Source organism: Micromonospora sp. NPDC051925, assembly GCF_044548625.1.
Taxonomy (GTDB): domain Bacteria; phylum Actinomycetota; class Actinomycetes; order Mycobacteriales; family Micromonosporaceae; genus Micromonospora.
In genome coordinates, this window is the sequence record NZ_JBIUCH010000009.1 from 73,114 (window position 1) to 88,412 (window position 15,299).

13 protein-coding genes are annotated in these 15,299 nt (G+C 72.2%); 11 read left to right on the plus strand and 2 right to left on the minus strand.

Annotation, left to right across the window (positions count from 1 at the left end):
- The first annotated feature begins 61 nt into the window (after positions 1-61).
- From ACIG87_RS14105 to ACIG87_RS14120, 4 genes are read left to right on the plus strand one after another with little or no spacing between them, the layout of a single operon-like run.
- A complete protein-coding gene (locus tag ACIG87_RS14105; RefSeq protein WP_396850907.1) occupies positions 62-937 on the plus strand; it encodes an ABC transporter substrate-binding protein in 876 nt (291 codons plus the stop codon).
- Entirely contained in the window at positions 934-1,983 is a 1,050-nt protein-coding gene (locus tag ACIG87_RS14110) for an iron chelate uptake ABC transporter family permease subunit (RefSeq protein WP_396850908.1), read from the plus strand. Before ACIG87_RS14105 ends, ACIG87_RS14110 begins: the two co-directional genes overlap by 4 nt.
- Positions 1,980-3,056, plus strand: coding sequence for a FecCD family ABC transporter permease (locus tag ACIG87_RS14115; RefSeq protein WP_396850909.1), 1,077 nt, complete (start codon positions 1,980-1,982; stop codon positions 3,054-3,056). Before ACIG87_RS14110 ends, ACIG87_RS14115 begins: the two co-directional genes overlap by 4 nt.
- A complete protein-coding gene (locus ACIG87_RS14120) occupies positions 3,053-3,850 on the plus strand; it encodes an ABC transporter ATP-binding protein (protein ID WP_396851099.1) in 798 nt (265 codons plus the stop codon). The genes ACIG87_RS14115 and ACIG87_RS14120 overlap by 4 nt, the downstream gene beginning before the upstream one ends.
- Before the next feature lie 115 nt (positions 3,851-3,965).
- Here the strand turns inward: ACIG87_RS14120 and ACIG87_RS14125 are convergent, their stop codons facing one another.
- Complete coding sequence (locus ACIG87_RS14125; RefSeq protein WP_396850910.1) at positions 3,966-5,321, minus strand: hypothetical protein; 1,356 nt, start codon at positions 5,319-5,321, stop codon at positions 3,966-3,968.
- Positions 5,322-5,557: 236 nt separating this feature from the next.
- Positions 5,558-6,880, minus strand: a complete 1,323-nt coding sequence (locus ACIG87_RS14130; protein ID WP_396850911.1) for a hypothetical protein — start codon at positions 6,878-6,880, stop codon at positions 5,558-5,560.
- A 330-nt stretch (positions 6,881-7,210) separates the two neighbouring features.
- Between ACIG87_RS14130 and ACIG87_RS14135 the strand changes: the two genes are divergently transcribed.
- The 7 genes from ACIG87_RS14135 (at position 7,211) to ACIG87_RS14165 (ending at position 15,218) form a co-directional block, all read left to right on the plus strand.
- Complete coding sequence (locus ACIG87_RS14135) at positions 7,211-7,612, plus strand: hypothetical protein (RefSeq protein ID WP_396851100.1); 402 nt, start codon at positions 7,211-7,213, stop codon at positions 7,610-7,612.
- Positions 7,612-9,252, plus strand: a complete 1,641-nt coding sequence (locus ACIG87_RS14140; RefSeq protein ID WP_396850912.1) for a cation acetate symporter — start codon at positions 7,612-7,614, stop codon at positions 9,250-9,252. The genes ACIG87_RS14135 and ACIG87_RS14140 overlap by 1 nt, the downstream gene beginning before the upstream one ends.
- Before the next feature lie 198 nt (positions 9,253-9,450).
- Positions 9,451-10,215: an ABC transporter ATP-binding protein gene (locus ACIG87_RS14145; RefSeq protein ID WP_396850913.1), complete on the plus strand. Its 765-nt coding sequence runs from the start codon at positions 9,451-9,453 to the stop codon at positions 10,213-10,215.
- A complete protein-coding gene (locus ACIG87_RS14150) occupies positions 10,200-11,891 on the plus strand; it encodes an ABC transporter permease (RefSeq protein ID WP_396850914.1) in 1,692 nt (563 codons plus the stop codon). Before ACIG87_RS14145 ends, ACIG87_RS14150 begins: the two co-directional genes overlap by 16 nt.
- Positions 11,891-12,421, plus strand: a complete 531-nt coding sequence (locus tag ACIG87_RS14155) for an SRPBCC family protein (protein WP_396850915.1) — start codon at positions 11,891-11,893, stop codon at positions 12,419-12,421. Before ACIG87_RS14150 ends, ACIG87_RS14155 begins: the two co-directional genes overlap by 1 nt.
- Before the next feature lie 230 nt (positions 12,422-12,651).
- Positions 12,652-13,791, plus strand: a complete 1,140-nt coding sequence (locus tag ACIG87_RS14160) for a tryptophan dimethylallyltransferase family protein (protein ID WP_396850916.1) — start codon at positions 12,652-12,654, stop codon at positions 13,789-13,791.
- A gap of 20 nt (positions 13,792-13,811) precedes the next feature.
- Positions 13,812-15,218, plus strand: a complete 1,407-nt coding sequence (locus ACIG87_RS14165) for a tryptophanase (RefSeq protein ID WP_396850917.1) — start codon at positions 13,812-13,814, stop codon at positions 15,216-15,218.
- Positions 15,219-15,299: the final 81 nt, after the last annotated feature.

Genomic DNA, 15,299 nt, shown 5'->3' on the forward strand with positions numbered 1-15,299 from the left:
GCGCTCGCCAACCCCTCGAACAACCCGCCGACGCCTCCTCGCCCTCACCATCGCCTCGACGATGGCGTTCGCCGTGGCCGCCTGCGGCTCCGCCGACTCCGACCAGGCGAGCGGCGTCGGTGACACCAGAAGCGTCGAACACGCGCGCGGCAAGGCCGACGTGCCGGCCAAGCCGGCCCGGGTCGTCGTCCTCGAACCGGTCCAGCTCGACACCGCCATCGCCCTGGACATCACCCCCGTCGGCGCGGCCGTGCTCAACGAGGCCGCCGGAGTGCCGAAGTACCTCGGGGACAAGGCAGCCGGCATCACCACCGTCGGCACCGTCCAGGAACCCAACGTGCAGAAGATCGCGGCCCTCAAGCCCGACCTGATCATCGGCACGGAATCCCGGCACTCCGCCCTCTACGACCAGCTCACCGCCGTCGCCCCGACCGTCTTCATGACCTCGCAGTCGGACCCGTGGCAGGACAACGTCCGGTTCACCGCGACCACGCTCGGCGGCGCGGACTCCGCCGACAAGCTCCTCGACGACTACCAGCAGCGGTGCGCGGAGATCGCCAAGAAGTTCGGCACCGCCGGCAAGTCCGCACAGCTCATCCGCCCCCGGGACGGCGTCCTCACGCTGTACGGGCCCACCTCCTTCGCGGGCAGCGCGCTGGAGTGCGTCGGCTTCACCACCCCGAAGCGCGACTGGGAGAACTCCATCTCGGTCGACATCTCCCCCGAGCGGGTGCTGGAGGCCAAGGCCGACCACGTCTTCGTCACCACCGTCGACGTGAACGACCGCAGCACCATCCCGGCCTCGGTCAGCGCCAACGCCGCCGCCTTCCCCCGTCTGCACCTGGTCGACCAGTCCTTCTGGATCACCGGCGTCGGCACGGTCGGTGGGCAGACCGTCCTCGACGACCTCGAACGCATCCTCACCGCGTCGAGTTGACCACCACCACACCCGCCCGCGCGGCACGGCCGGTCACCGGCCGCGCCGCGCGTCGGCGTACCACCCGGCGCTGGCTGACCGGGGCGGTCGCCGTGCTCCTGGGGTCGCTGGTGTTGTCGGTCTTCGTCGGCGCGAACCCGGTGCCCCCGTCGGACGTGTGGGCGGCGCTGCGGGGCGCGGGCACCGATACCGCGCAGTACGTGGTCTGGGGACAGCGCCTGCCGCGCACCCTGGCCGGACTGCTGGTCGGCGCCGGGCTCGGGGTCGCGGGCGCCCTGATGCAGGCGTTCACCCGCAACGCGCTCGCCGAACCGGGCATCCTCGGCGTCAACGCCGGCGCTGCCGCGTTCGTCGCCGTGGGCATCGCCTTCTTCGGGGTCACCTCGCCGGCCGCCTACATGTGGCTCGCCCTGCTCGGCGCGCTCCTGATCGCCGTCGCCGTGTACGCCGTCGGCGGTGCCGCCGACCTGCGGGCCACCCCGACCAGGCTGCTGGTGACCGGGGTGGCCACCGGCGCGGTGCTGGCCGGAGTGACCACCGGGATCACCCTCACCCACCCCGACACCTTCGACCGGATGCGCGGCTGGAACGCCGGCAGCCTGCTCGAACGCGACACCGCCGTGCTGCTCCCGGTGCTGCCGCTGATCGCGGCCGGGCTGCTCGCGGCGCTGCTCGCGGCACGCAGCCTGAACGCGCTCGCGCTCGGTCCGGACCTGGCCGCCGCGCAGGGCGTCAGCCTGGTCCGGACCCGGCTGCTCGTGCTGGGCGCGGTGACCCTGCTCGCCGGTGGGGCGAGCGCCATCGCCGGCCCCATCTCGTTCGTCGGGCTCGTGGTGCCGCACCTGGTGCGCTGGGGCGTCGGCACCGACCAGCGCCGGATCCTCGGCGGCTCCCTGCTGGCCGGCGGGGTCCTGGTGCTGCTGGCCGACGTGCTCGGCCGGGTCGCCGTCCTGCCCAGCGAGATGCCGGTCGGCATCGTCACCGCGTTCGTGGGCGCGCCGGTGCTGATCGCGCTGGCCCGACGCCGACAGGCGACCGCGCTGTGAGCGCCGGGAACCGGCCGATCCGGCTCACCGGTGGACGCCGCCGGCTGGTGCTCGGCACCGACCGCCGGCACGTGGCCGTCGGCGTACGCGAGGCCGCCGTCTGCGCCACCGCGGCGCTGCTCGTCACGGCGCTGGCGGTGGTCGGCCTCTGGGTGGGCGACTTCCCGCTCCGCTTCGACGAGGTGCTCGGCGTGCTCGGCGGCCGGATCGGCGGGCTGACCCGCACCGTCGTGCTGGAATGGCGGCTGCCCCGGATCGCCGCCGCCATCACCTTCGGCGCGGCGCTCGGCGTCGCCGGAGCGATCTTCCAGACCATCACCCGCAACCCGTTGGCCAGCCCGGACATCATCGGCCTGGCCAACGGCTCGTTCACCGGCATGCTGATCGCCCTGCTGCTGCTCGGCGGCGGCTGGCACCTGCTGATGCTCGGCTCGCTCGCCGGTGGCCTGCTGGCCGCCCTGGCGATCTACCTGCTCGCGTACCGGGACGGGCTCTCCGGGTTCCGGTTCATCGTGGTGGGGGTCGGGGTCTCCTCGATGCTCGCCGCCACCAACACCTGGCTGTTGCTCCGCGCCGACCTGGAGACGGCGCTCTTCGCCGCCGCCTGGGGTGCCGGCTCCCTCAACACCGCCACCGCCGAGGTGGTCTGGCCCGCCGCCGGGGTCATCCTGGTGCTGCTGCTGATCACCCCACTGTGGTCGGCGGCCCTGGCCCAGCTCGAACTGGGCGACGACGTCGCCGCCGCCAGCGGAGTCGCGGTCGACCGGAACCGCGCCACCCTCGTGCTGATCGCGGTCGTCCTGGTCAGCGCCGTCACCACGGTGGCCGGTCCGATCTCCTTCGTGGCCCTGGCCGCCCCGCAGATCGCCCGCCGGCTCGTCCGGGCACCGGGCCTGCCGCTCGCCGCCACCGCCGTGGTGGGGGCGGTGCTGCTGCTCGGCTCCGACCTGGTCGCCCAGCACGTGATCCCGCTGACCGTGCCGGTGGGGGTGGTGACGGTCACCCTCGGCGGCGGGTACCTGCTCTGGCTGCTCGTCCACGAGATCAGGAGGACCCGATGGTCGACCAGCTGAACGCCCGACTCCGTGCGGAACGGGTCACCCTCCGCTACGACCAGCGGACCGTCAGCGAGGAGCTGTCCTTCGCGGTGCCGGACGGCTCGTTCACCGTGCTCATCGGGCCGAACGCGTGCGGCAAGTCGACGCTCCTGCGGGCGCTGTCCGGGCTGCTCCGCCCCGCCGTGGGCCGGGTCCTGCTCGACGGATCGGACCTCGTCACCCTGCCGGCGAAGGAACGCGCCCGCCGGATCGCCCTCCTCCCGCAGACCATGACCGCACCCGAGGGGATCACCGTCCGGGAGCTGGTCGGCCGGGGCCGCTACGCCCACCAGCAGGTGCTCCGCCGCTTCTCGCACGCCGACGAGGAGGCCGTCGAGTCGGCCCTGACCTCGACCGGCACGACCGACCTGGCCGACCGTCGGGTGGACGAACTCTCCGGCGGGCAACGGCAGCGGGCCTGGATCGCCATGGTGCTGGCCCAGGAGACCTCGATCGTCCTGCTCGACGAGCCCACCACCTACCTGGACGTGGCGCACCAGATCGACGTGCTCAACGTGCTGCACCGCCTGGTCACCCAGGGCCGCACCGTGGTGGCCGTGCTACACGACCTCAACCACGCGGCCCGGTACGCCACCCATCTCGTGGCGATGCGCGACGGCCGGATCGTGGCCGAGGGCCATCCCGCCTCGACGGTCGGCGTCGAACTCGTCGCCGAGGTCTTCGGGATGCCGAACCAGGTCGTCCCCGACCCGGTCACCGGAGCGCCGCTGGTCGTACCGGCCGACACCCGGGAACCGGCCGCCGGCTGAGCCCCCGGGGACCGCGTCCGGTGGCGGCGTTGGCCTGGACGCGGGTGACGGGTTCCCGAACGGCAGAAGGGCGTCCCGACCGAAGCCGGGACGCCCTTCCGTTCCGCCGGGTCGGTCAGCCGAGAGCGACCGACCATCCGCTGCCGGCCACCGCAGGCTTGCCCGTGGTACGCCGGGTGCCGGCTGCCGTGCCCGGATACACGTAGAACGTGCCGACCACGTCGGCCACCAGGTTGGTGGTGCCCGAGAGGTTGCTGACGTAGAACGCGTCCTGCGGGCCGAGGACCCCCAGCACGCCGTTGGAGACGACCTGACCCGGCGCGGGGTTCAGGTTGCTCGCGTTCGGCTTCGACATCCCGGTGTCGGCGGGCCAGACGGTGATGACGGTGTTCGCCGTGGGAGCGACCGCCGTGACGTTCATCGCCAGCACCTGGGTCGCCTCGGTCAACAGCACGGGCGGGGCGGTGACCTTCCCCGTCACGTTCGGCCCGAGCGCCTTCGGCAGGCCCTGCCCGATCCGGCTGTCCACGATGCGGGTCGGGCTCGTCGGGGTGAATCGCATGCCGTCGACCTCGGTGCCGTCGTCGACCACCCCGACCAGGTCCACCACGATGTGGGTGGTCGCCGACGTGTAGAACCGGTAACGCGCCGCGCCGGTAGCCCCGTTGCAACTACCCGAGGGGCACGGCATCGTCTTCACGTACGACAGGTTCGGCACCACCTTGCCTGCCGCGTAGTTGACGGTGGAGGAGTTCGGCCGGGCCCCCTCACCCGACCAGACGGTGAGGAAGCCCGCCTTCTGCGGGCTCACCGCCGTGACGTTGAGGATCAGCCCCTTGACCTTCGCGTTGTAGTCCCTGAAGTCGATCCAGGCGTTGAACTCGCCCCCGGCGGGAATCACCCCACGGGTGCGGGTGTCCATGATCCGGTAGGGCTCGTACCACTGCACCTGGCCGCCCATCCCGTACTCGGCCATGACGCTCTCGTCACCGGCGTAGAAGCCGACCACGTCGATCACCACGTCGGTCTCGCCGTTGCGGTTGTAGACCGACACCTTGCCGTCGACGCCGAGCTTGACGGTGGCGTTGTTGGAGCCCAGCCAGCCCTTGGCGAAGTTGATCGTGGAGGCCGTCGGCAGCGCCTCGCCACCCGGGTAGACGGTGACGAAGCTGCTCGCCGTGGGGCCGCTGACGGTCACGTTCAGCACCACCGCGCCGATGCCCTGGGCCGGCAGTCCCTCGCGGCCGGCGACCTGAAGGTCGATCTTCCGCCCCGGGCCGATCTTGCCCTTCGGCGTGCCGTTGCCGGTACGCGTGTCCAGGATCCGGCTGGGCGTCGTCATCGGGTAGTAGGTGCCGACCACACTGCTGGTCGGCTCCGCCTGGAGGTTGCTCGGCCGGTCGGAGTCGTCCACCGCGGCGAGTGCCACCCCCGGTAGCCCGGCCAACACACAGGCCCCGGCAATTCCCATGCCGAGAAGAGCGCGGAAAGTGCGCATGAATACCCCGTGAAGAAGAAAGAATGATTGTGGACACAACTATGGATGGTGATCACCTGCGGCAAGGCCGCAAAGACGGAATGCCACGAAAGGGCATTGCGTGCCACCGGATCGGCGTCGACAACGCCGTCCCCGGATTCACCATTCGTGGAGACGCGAGGGCGCCCCGACCATATGGTCGGGACGCCCTGCGGTGTCGCGGGTGTCGGTCAGCGCCGGTTGGCGGAGGGAACCGCGTTCGACGTGGCCGGGGTGGCCTTGGCCGACTTGGCCGTCTTGGCCGTCGCCGGCGGGAAGTAGAACGTGCCGACCACGTCAGCGACCAGGTGGGTGCTGCCGGAGAGGTTGTGCACGTTGAACGCGTAGTTCGGGCCGATGGGTCCGAGCACGCCATTGGAGACGACCTGGCCCGCGTACGGGTTCAGGTTGCTGGTGTCGGGCTTGTCGATGCCGTCGTAGTCGGCCGGCCAGGTGGTGACGACCGTGTTCTTGGTCGGGGTGACGGCGGTGACGTTCATCGCCAGCACTCCGGTGTCGGGGGTGACCAGTTCGGCCGGCGCGGTGACCTTACGGACCCCGCCCGCCGGGATGGCGCCGGTGATGCCCAGGTTCGAGCGGCTGTCCACGATCCGGGTCGGGCTCAGCGGCGCGAACCGCATGCCGTACGGGGACTCGCCGTCGTCGACCACACCGACCAGGTCGACCAGGACGTGCGCCGCCTGCGAGGTGTAGATCTTGAACTTCGGCGCACCCTTGGTGCACCACTCGTACTGCTCGGTGCCGGTGCAGGGAGTGGTCTGCACGAAGGACAGGTTCGGCACGTTCTTGCCGGCGAGGTAGTTCACCGTCGAGGCGGTCGGCCGGGCGCCCGCACCGGACCACGCGGTGAGGAAGCCGGACTTGGCCGGCGAGACGGCGGTGAGGTTGAAGACCAGCGACTTGACGTGCGGGTTGTAGTCGCCGAAGTCGAGCGAGTATTCCAGCACCTGACCGGCCGGCGGCTTGCCCTCCGGGTCCTCCCGGGTGTCCCAGTACCGCTGCGGCACGTACCACTCGTACTGGCCGCCGTTGCGGTTGGTGAGGGTGTCGTCGCCCGCGTAGAAGCCGACCACGTCGACGATCACGTCGGTCGAGCCGCTGTTGTTGAAGACCGAGACCTTGCCACCGGTGCCGAGCTTCACGGTGACGTTGTTGGAGCCCAGCCAGTCCTTGGCGAAGTTGATCGAGGAGGCGGTGGGCCGGGACTCGCCCGCCGGGTAGGCGGTGAGGAAGCTCGCGGCGGTGGGACCGGTGACGGTCACGTTCAGCACGACCGCGCCGACACCGCTGGTCGGCACGCCACCACGGCCGGAGACCTGGAGGTCGACCTTCTTGCCGGCGCCGATCTTGCCGACCGGGGCGCCCGTCCCGTTGCGGGTGTCCAGCAGCCGGGCCGGCGCGACCGAGTAGTAGGCACCGGTGACGTCGCCGGGGAGGGCCTGCGCGCCCTTCAGAGGGGCGGAGACCGGAGCCGCGGACGCCGTGCCCGGCACCGCGGCCAGTGCACATGCTCCGGCGAGAGTGACGCCGAGGATAGTGCGAATTTTGCGCATAGAGACCCCGTGTTCGAAGAGGTAAAGGATTTGCCGTCCCAGCGTAGGGGCCTGGATCAATGCCGGCAAGGCCGTTACAGATGACCTGCGGGTGACCTTCCGGTGAGGACGAATCAGACGTAGTGCCATCTTCGTCCTCGGCGCGCACCCGTCGTCCACAGGGCAACCGCCCCGTCCACAGGTTGTCCACACCCCCCGGTGGACGACACTTGACATTCGAGCCGGGCAGGCGAGACTGCCGGGGTGACCGCCCACGACGATCCCGCACCGGTGCCCCGGTACCCCGGGCCGCCGGCCGTCGGAGCGGGCGGGCGGGCGCGGATCGTGCTGGCCGAGGTCTCCCGCCGGGACACCCGGGCCGACCACACCCGCACCGAACTGGCCCAGCAGACCCGGGTCGGCGAGGCCCTGGTCCGGGGCCTGGTCCGGGCCCAACTGACGCTCGCTCTGCGACTGAGCCTGCTGGTGCTGGTCGGGTTGGGCGGGCTGCCCTGGCTGTTCGCCATCGCACCCCCCGTCGGCCGGGTCACCGTGCTCGGCGTCAACCTGCCGTGGCTGCTGCTCGGGGTGGTCTCCTTCCCCTTCCTCATCGCCGTCGGCTGGGCGTACGTGCGGCTCGCCGAACGCAACGAGCAGGACTTCGTCGACCTCGTCCAGCGGCCGGAACGTTGATGGGCAACGGGTACGTCGTACCGGCGATCGTCGCGGTGACCCTGGTCACCGTCGGCATCGGCTTCTACGGACTGCGACTGGCCCGTACCACCTCCGACTTCCTGGTCGCGTCGCGCACGGTCAGTCCGACCTGGAACGCCGCCGCGATCGGCGGGGAGTACCTGTCGGCGGCGAGCTTCCTCGGCATCGCCGGCCTGATCCTCAAGTACGGCGTCGACGTGCTCTGGTACCCGGTCGGCTTCGCCGCCGGCTACCTGGCGCTGCTGCTCTTCGTCGCCGCGCCGTTGCGTCGCTCCGGCGCGTTCACCCTGCCCGACTTCTGCGAGCTGCGGCTCGGCTCCCGCCGGTTGCGCACCCTGGCCACCGTCTTCGTCATCTTCATCGGCTGGCTCTACCTGGTGCCGCAGCTGCAGGGCGCCGGGCTGACCCTGGCCACCGTGGCCGGCTCGCCGTACCCGGTGGGTGCGCTGCTGGTCGCGGCGGTGGTCACCGCCAACGTGGCGCTGGGCGGAATGCGGGCGATCACCTTCGTCCAGGCGTTCCAGTACTGGCTGAAGCTGACCGCACTCGCCGTACCCGCGATCTTCCTGGCCCTGCAGTGGCAGGCCGACGCCCGCCCGGCGGTGACCCCGCCCGACGGCCCGGCGTTCCGCACCGCGACCACCGTCGTGGTCGAGCACCGCGCGGCCCTCACCTTCGCCGACGGCACCATCCGGGAGGTACGCCCCGGCGACGAGCTGAGTTTCGCCGCCGGTGACCCGGTGCCCGAGGTGTCCGGGGTGGCCACCGGCGCGGCCGACTGGCTGCTGCCGAGCACCGCCGGGGACGACGACCGGGGCCTGTTCGCCACCTACTCGCTGATCCTGGCCACCTTCCTCGGCACCATGGGCCTGCCGCACGTGCTGGTCCGCTTCTACACCAACCCCGACGGGGCGGCGGCCCGGCGCACCACGCTGGTGGTGCTCGCCCTCGTCGGCGTCTTCTACCTGCTGCCCACCATCTACGGCGTGCTCGGCCGGATCTACACCCCGCAACTGCTGGTCAGCGGGCAGACCGACGCGGTGGTGGTGCTGCTGCCCGGGGCGGCGCTGGGCGACGGCGTCACCGGGCGGCTGCTCGCCGCGCTGGTCGCCGCCGGGGCGTTCGCCGCCTTCCTGTCCACCTCGTCCGGGCTGCTCACCAGCGTCGCCGGGGTGATCTCCACCGACGTGCTCGGACGCGGCTCGGTGCGCGGCTTCCGGCTGGCCACGGTGATCGCCGGTGGGGTGCCGGCGCTGCTCGCCCTGAACGTCTCCGGGCTGGACGTCTCCCAGGTGGTCGGGCTGGCCTTCGCGGTCGCCGCGTCCAGCTTCTGCCCGCTGCTCGTGCTCGGCATCTGGTGGCGCGGGCTGACCGACCTCGGCGCGGCGGCCGGCGTGCTGGTCGGCGGTGGCGCGGCGATCGGCGCGGTGCTGGTCACCGTGCTCGGCCCGCCGCTGTCCGGCTGGCCCGCCACCCTCACTACCCAGCCGGCCGCCTGGACGGTGCCGCTCGCCTTCACCGTGATGATCGCGGTGTCGATGGCGACCCGACGCCGCACCCCGGTCGACGTCGGGGCCACCATGCTCCGCCTGCACGCGCCGGAGTCCCTGCGCTCCTGACCGGGCCGTCACGGTCGGCCAGCGTCGCGGTCGGCGGTCGGCCGTCGTCGGGGTGGCCGTCGTCACGGTCGGCCGGCGTCGCGGTGGCCGCGGGCCGCCCACGGGCCGGCCCGCCACGCCTGCCGTCCCCCTCGGGGATGATTCCGGATCGTCCCCCGGCGGGAGCGGTCACTCGCCCGGCCCGGATACGGTCGACACATGACTGGTGAACACCCTGCGCTGGCGCTACACGGCCTGGCCAAGCAGTTCGACGGCAAGGTGGCGGTCGCCGGGGTGGACCTGGCGGTCCCCGCCGGCTCGTTCTACGGCCTGCTCGGCCCCAACGGCGCCGGCAAGACCACCACCCTGTCGATGGCCGTCGGGCTGCTCCGGCCCGACCACGGTCAGGCCCGGGTGCTGGGGCACGACGTCTGGGGCGACCCGGTCGAGGCCAAGCGGCTGCTCGGCGTCATGCCCGACGGCGTCCGGCTGTTCGACCGGCTCACCGGCGCGGAGCTGCTGGCGTACCACGGTCTGCTGCGCGGCATGGACCCGGCGGTGGTCGACCAGCGGGCGGCGGAGCTGCTCGACGTGCTGGCCCTCACCGACGCCGGTCGGACCCTGGTGGTCGACTACTCCGCCGGCATGAAGAAGAAGATCGGCCTGGCCTGCGCGCTGCTGCACGGCCCCCGGCTGCTGGTGCTCGACGAGCCGTTCGAGGCGGTCGACCCGGTGTCGGCGGCGCTGATCCGCGACATCCTGCACCGGTACGTGGTCGGCGGCGGGACGGTGGTCTTCTCCAGCCACGTGATGGAGGTCGTCGAGCGGCTCTGCTCGCACGTGGCGATCCTCGCCGAGGGCACCATCAAGCGGGTCGGCACCCTCGCCGAGGTACGCGGTGACCGTTCCCTGGAGGAGGTCTTCGTCGAGGTGGTCGGCGGCCGGACCGCGACCGGTGAGGAGCTGGCGTGGCTGTCCCGGTGACCAGCACACCCGCCGCGCGGGTCCGCCCGGTCTCCCCACGGCACTTCGTCCGGCTGAAGCTGCGGGTGATGGGCAACAACTTCCGGGGCCAGGGCTGGCGGATCGCGCTGTTCGTGGTCGGGGTGCTGGTCGGGCTCTGGTTCGCGGCCGGCGGGTTCCTGATGTTCGCCGCCCCCGGCTTCGCCGACGAGCCCCGCTACGCGGTGATGGCGGCGGCATTCGGCGGGGGCCTGCTGGTGCTCGGCTGGCTGCTGCTGCCGCTGGTCTTCTTCGGCGTCGACGAGACCCTCGACCCGGCCCGCTTCGCGCTGCTGCCCATCGCGCGCCGCACCCTGGTCACCGGGCTGTTCGCGGCGGCGCTGGTCAGCGTTCCGGTGGGCGCGGTGCTGGTCGCCGCAGCTGGGCTGGTGGTCAGCGCCGCGCTGCTCGGTGGCGTGGCGGCCGGCGGCATCGCCGCCCTCGGCGTGGTCGCCGGCGTGCTGCTCTGCGTCGCCGCGAGCCGCGCGGTGACCAGCGCGTTCGCCACCATGCTGCGGTCCCGGCGGGTACGCGACCTGGCCGCCGTGCTGCTGGCCGTGGTGGCCGCGCTGCTCGGCCCGTTGCAACTCGTGGTGCTGGCCGCCGTGCGGACGGCCGACTGGGACCGGCTGGTCGGGGTGGCCCGGATCGTCGGCTGGACCCCGTTCGGGGCACCCTGGACGATCGGTCTGGACGTGGCGGAGGGCCGCGCCTGGGCGGTTCCGGTGAAGCTGCTGATCACCGCGCTGGCCATCGGGGCGCTGCTGCTCTGGTGGTCCCGGTCGCTGGAGTCGGCGATGGTCGGCGCGGCCAGCGCGGCCCCGACGAAGGCCCGCCGGGCGCCGACCGGCGGCGCGGTCGCACAGCTCTTCCCCCGGGCGGTCGGCTGGGCCCGCCGGGACCGGTTCGGCGCGCTGGTGGCCCGGGAGTGCCGCTACTGGTGGCGGGACGCCCGACGACGGGCCAACCTGATCACCATCGCGGTGGTCGGGGTCTTCGTGCCGGTGATGGTCAACGTCGGTGGGGCGGGCTTCACCGCCGGCGCGGAGGGCTTCGAGGCCGCCGGGGAGCCGTCGCCGGTGCTGCTCAGCCTGTCCATGCTCTTCGTCGGCGTGCTCGCCTCGGTGACCCTGGCCAACCAGTTCGGCTTCGACGGCAGCGCCTACGCGGCGAACGTGGTGGCCGGGGTGCCGGGTCGGCTGGAGCTGCGCGCCCGGATGGCCGCCTTCTCGGTGTACGTGCTGCCGATGCTCGGCGTCGTCGCCCTGGTCATCAGCGGGGTGCTGGGCCGGCCGGAGTGGTTCGGGGTGGCGGCGGGGGCGCTGCTCGCCGCGTACGGGGTGGGGCTGGCGATCAACGGCCTCATCTCGGTGCTCGGGGCGTACTCGCTGCCGGAGACGAGTAACCCGTTCGCGATGAACACCGGTGCCGGGTTGGCCAAGAGCATGCTCACCCTGCTGTCGATGGTCGGCTCGTCGGCTGCGGCGGTGCCGATGGTGGTGGCCGCCGGCCTGGTCGGCGATCTCTGGCTCTGGCTGGCCCTGCCGGTTGGCGCGGTGTACGGGGTGGGGGCGGCGCTGCTCGGGTCGTACCTGGCCGGGGACGTGCTGGACCGCCGGCTGCCGGAGCTGCTGTCGGCCGTCACCCCCCGCCGCTGATGCCGGTCGTCGAGGCGGTGACGACCGTCCCGGTCCCGCCGGAGCTGGCGTTCGCGGTGTCGCAGACCGTCGCACCGGTGCGTTACCGGTGGGATCCGTTCGTCCGCGAGCAGCACTTCACCGACGGGGCCACCCGCCCCGGCAAGGGGGTGCGCACCTTCACCCGGTCCCGGCACGGCCTGGTGATGATCAGCGAGTACGTCTCCTTCGCCCCGCCGACGAACGTCGGGATGAAGATGGTGCGCGGGCCGTGGTTCTTCGAGATGTTCGCCGGTGGCTGGCGGTTCGCCCCCGCACCCGAGCCGGGCCACACGGTCGCCACCTGGCGCTACAGCTTCCGCTGCCGGCCGGCGTTCCTGCGCCCGATCGCCGACCGGGTCGGCGTCCGGCTGCTCACCCGGGACATCCGCCGCCGCATCGCCGGCTACGCCGCCGGCTGCGTCGACCCGGAGGTGCTGGCCGCCGCCCGCGCCTCGCTACCCGCCGCCCCGCCATCCCCCGGGGGTACGCCGACCGGGGGCACGACCTGACGTCGTGGCGACGGGTGCGACGCGGGCGACTCAGTGTCGTCGGTCCGCCTCCCAGCGCAATCATCAACATGATGTAACGTGCCCTGTGCACCACGCAGGGTGATCTTCGTGGTCGATTTGCCGCTCTCGATCCTGATATGTCATTGCAAGTTGTGATCGATCTTGACCTTATTACGAAATGGTTCTTAGGGTCTCTTTTGGTCGGTCGGCTTGATCGGGAGAGAGAACTGATGGACGAGGTATCCCTTTCCGATCAGCTGGGTGACCAGCTGCGGCGTTTGTGTGAGGCAGTCGGGCTCGGTGCGGCGGAGCCGCTGGAGCTGCTGGAGAGCCTGCTCGGCCCGGCCGGTCCGCAGCCGTTGTCGGCCCCACCGCGCTGGCCGTCCAACATCGCGGATGACCACACTCCGGTGGAGTTCTCCGTGGCCTTCAGCGCCACCGAGCCGCCGACGGTGCGGATCCTGGGCGAGCGGCTGGGAGTGCCGCCCAGCCGGTTGACCAACATGATCGCCACCCAGCGGTTCCTGGACACCCAGGCACACCGCGCCGGCCTGTCGACGTCCCGGCTGGACTCGGTGCGCGACCTGTTCGCCACCTACGACCCGCAGGGCGTGTTCGCCCTCTGGTGCTCGCTGGTGTTCCGGGGTGGCCGGCGGCCCGAGTTCAAGGTCTACCTCAACCCGGAACTCAGGGGAGTCGACCGTGCGCCGGGCCTGGTGTCCGAGGCGCTGCACCGGCTCGGACTGGGCCGGTCGTACCGGGCGATGCTCGACCACGGCATCCGTCCGGGCGAGTTGGGCCGCCGGGACCGGCTGACGTTCTTCGCCCTCGACCTGCACGACGGCGCGCAGGCGCGGGTCAAGCTCTACCTGACCCACCACGACGCCCAGGTGCGGGACGTCATCCGCGCGGCCGGCGTGGTCGACGATGTCGATCCGGGTGGGCTCGCCGAGTTCTGCGCGCTGGCCGGCGGCGGCCGGACCCGGTTCGCCGGCCTTCCGCTCGTGGGTAGCTACACCCTGGTCGAGGGGGCCGACCGGCCGGTCGGCTACAGCCTCTACGTGCCCATCCGGGGCTACGTCGACGACGACGAGGAGGCGTACGACCGGGTGGTGGCGGTGCTCGACCACTACGGGTTCGACCGCACGGTGCTGGACCGGGCGCTCGCCGCGGTGGCCCGTCGGCCGCTGCGCGACGGCGTCGGGCTGATCCCGCACGTGTCGTTGCGGCTGGGCGCCCCGCGGCCGGGGGTGACCGTCTACCTGTCCGCCGAGGCGTACCAGGTGAGTCCGCCGGTTCGCCACCGGGCGACCATGGACGACACGGCGCTGGCGACTCCGACCGGCCGTGCCGGAGCAGGACACCTCTGATTCCCCTCGAGAAGCGAGCAGTGGCTGTGGACGTGCACGAGATGTTGCCCCCGTACCGGATCAAGGTGGTCGAACCGATCCCCTTCCTCAGCCCGCAGGAGCGGCAACAGGCCCTCGCGGAGGCGGGCTACAACCCGTTCAACCTGCGCGCCGACCAGATCACCATCGACCTGCTGTCGGACTCCGGCACCGGGGCCACCTCGGCCGCGCAGGAGGCTGCCGCCGCGCTCGGCGACGAGTCCTACGCCGGGGCGCGATCCTGGTTCCGGTTCCGGGACGAGGTCCACGACCTCACCGGATATCCGCACATCCTGCCCGTCCACCAGGGCCGGGCCGGCGAGCGCGTGCTCTTCACCAGCCTGCTGAAGCCCGGCCAGCTCTGCCTCAGCAACACCCACTTCGACACCACCCACGCCAACATCAAGCTGGCCGGCGCGGAACCCCGGGACCTACCCTGCCCGGCCGCGTCCGATCTCGACAGCGCGGACCCGTTCAAGGGCGACATCGACCTCGACGCGTTGGAGCGCACCCTCACCGGGTCGGAGGGGGACCGGGTGGGCCTGGTCCTGATGACCATCACCAACAACGGCCTCGGCGCGCAGCCGGTGTCGATGGCCAACCTCACCGCCGTCCGTGACCTGTGCCGCCGCCACGGGGTGCCGTTCTTCCTGGACGCGGCGCGATTCGCCGAGAACGCCTGGCTCGTCGGGCAGCGCGAGCCGGACTACCGCGACTGGACGCCCCGGCAGATCGCCACCCACGCCTTCGGACTCGCCGACGGCTGCGTGATCAGTCTCAAGAAGGACGGCCTGTCGGCCATCGGCGGGGTCATCGGGCTGCGCGACGACGACCTGCACGCCCGGTGCGAGGCGAACCTGATCGCCACCGAGGGATTCTCCACCTACGGCGGGCTGGCCGGCCACGACCTCGAACGGCTCACCCAGGGGCTGCGGGAGGTGGTCGACCCCGGGTATCTCCGGGCGCGGGCCGCCTCCACCGCCCGGCTGGCCCGGCTGATCAACGAGGCCGGGGTGGACACCGTCCAACCGCCGGGCATCCACGCCCTCTACCTCAACGCCGGCCGGCTGCTGCCACACCTGTCACCGCAGGAGTTCCCCGGCCACGCCCTCGGCTGCCAGCTCTACCTCGACGGCGGAATCCGCTGCGCCGAACTGGGATCGCTCTACCTCGGCGGGATGGACGACCAGCACCGGCTGGTCACCCCGGCCCCCTTCGAACTGGTGCGCCTGGCCATCCCGCGCCGGGTCTACACCGACACCCACTTCGAGTACGTGGCCGCCGTCCTCGCCGGCATCGCCAAGCAGCCCGAACGGGTCACCGGTTACCGGGTGGTCTCGTCGCCACCCCTGCTGGGGCACTTCAAGGTGAGGTTGGCGCAGCTCCCGGCGTCGGGCAGCGCCGGCTGACCGTCCGACCACGACGCCCCTGCTCCGGTACGTCAGCGATGGCGCACCGGAGCAGGGGCGACACCGCTGCCCCCGACCGCC

Bases quoted from the DNA above. Each gene is read 5' to 3' on its own strand.
- ACIG87_RS14105 (WP_396850907.1), top strand. From the start codon at position 62: ATGGCGTTCGCCGTGGCCGCCTGCGGCTCCGCCGACTCCGACCAGGCG.
- ACIG87_RS14125 (WP_396850910.1), bottom strand. From the start codon at position 5,321: ATGGGAATTGCCGGGGCCTGTGTGTTGGCCGGGCTACCGGGGGTGGCA.
- ACIG87_RS14140 (WP_396850912.1), top strand. From the start codon at position 7,612: ATGGGCAACGGGTACGTCGTACCGGCGATCGTCGCGGTGACCCTGGTC.
- ACIG87_RS14145 (WP_396850913.1), top strand. From the start codon at position 9,451: ATGACTGGTGAACACCCTGCGCTGGCGCTACACGGCCTGGCCAAGCAG.
- ACIG87_RS14155 (WP_396850915.1), top strand. From the start codon at position 11,891: ATGCCGGTCGTCGAGGCGGTGACGACCGTCCCGGTCCCGCCGGAGCTG.
- ACIG87_RS14160 (WP_396850916.1), top strand. From the start codon at position 12,652: ATGGACGAGGTATCCCTTTCCGATCAGCTGGGTGACCAGCTGCGGCGT.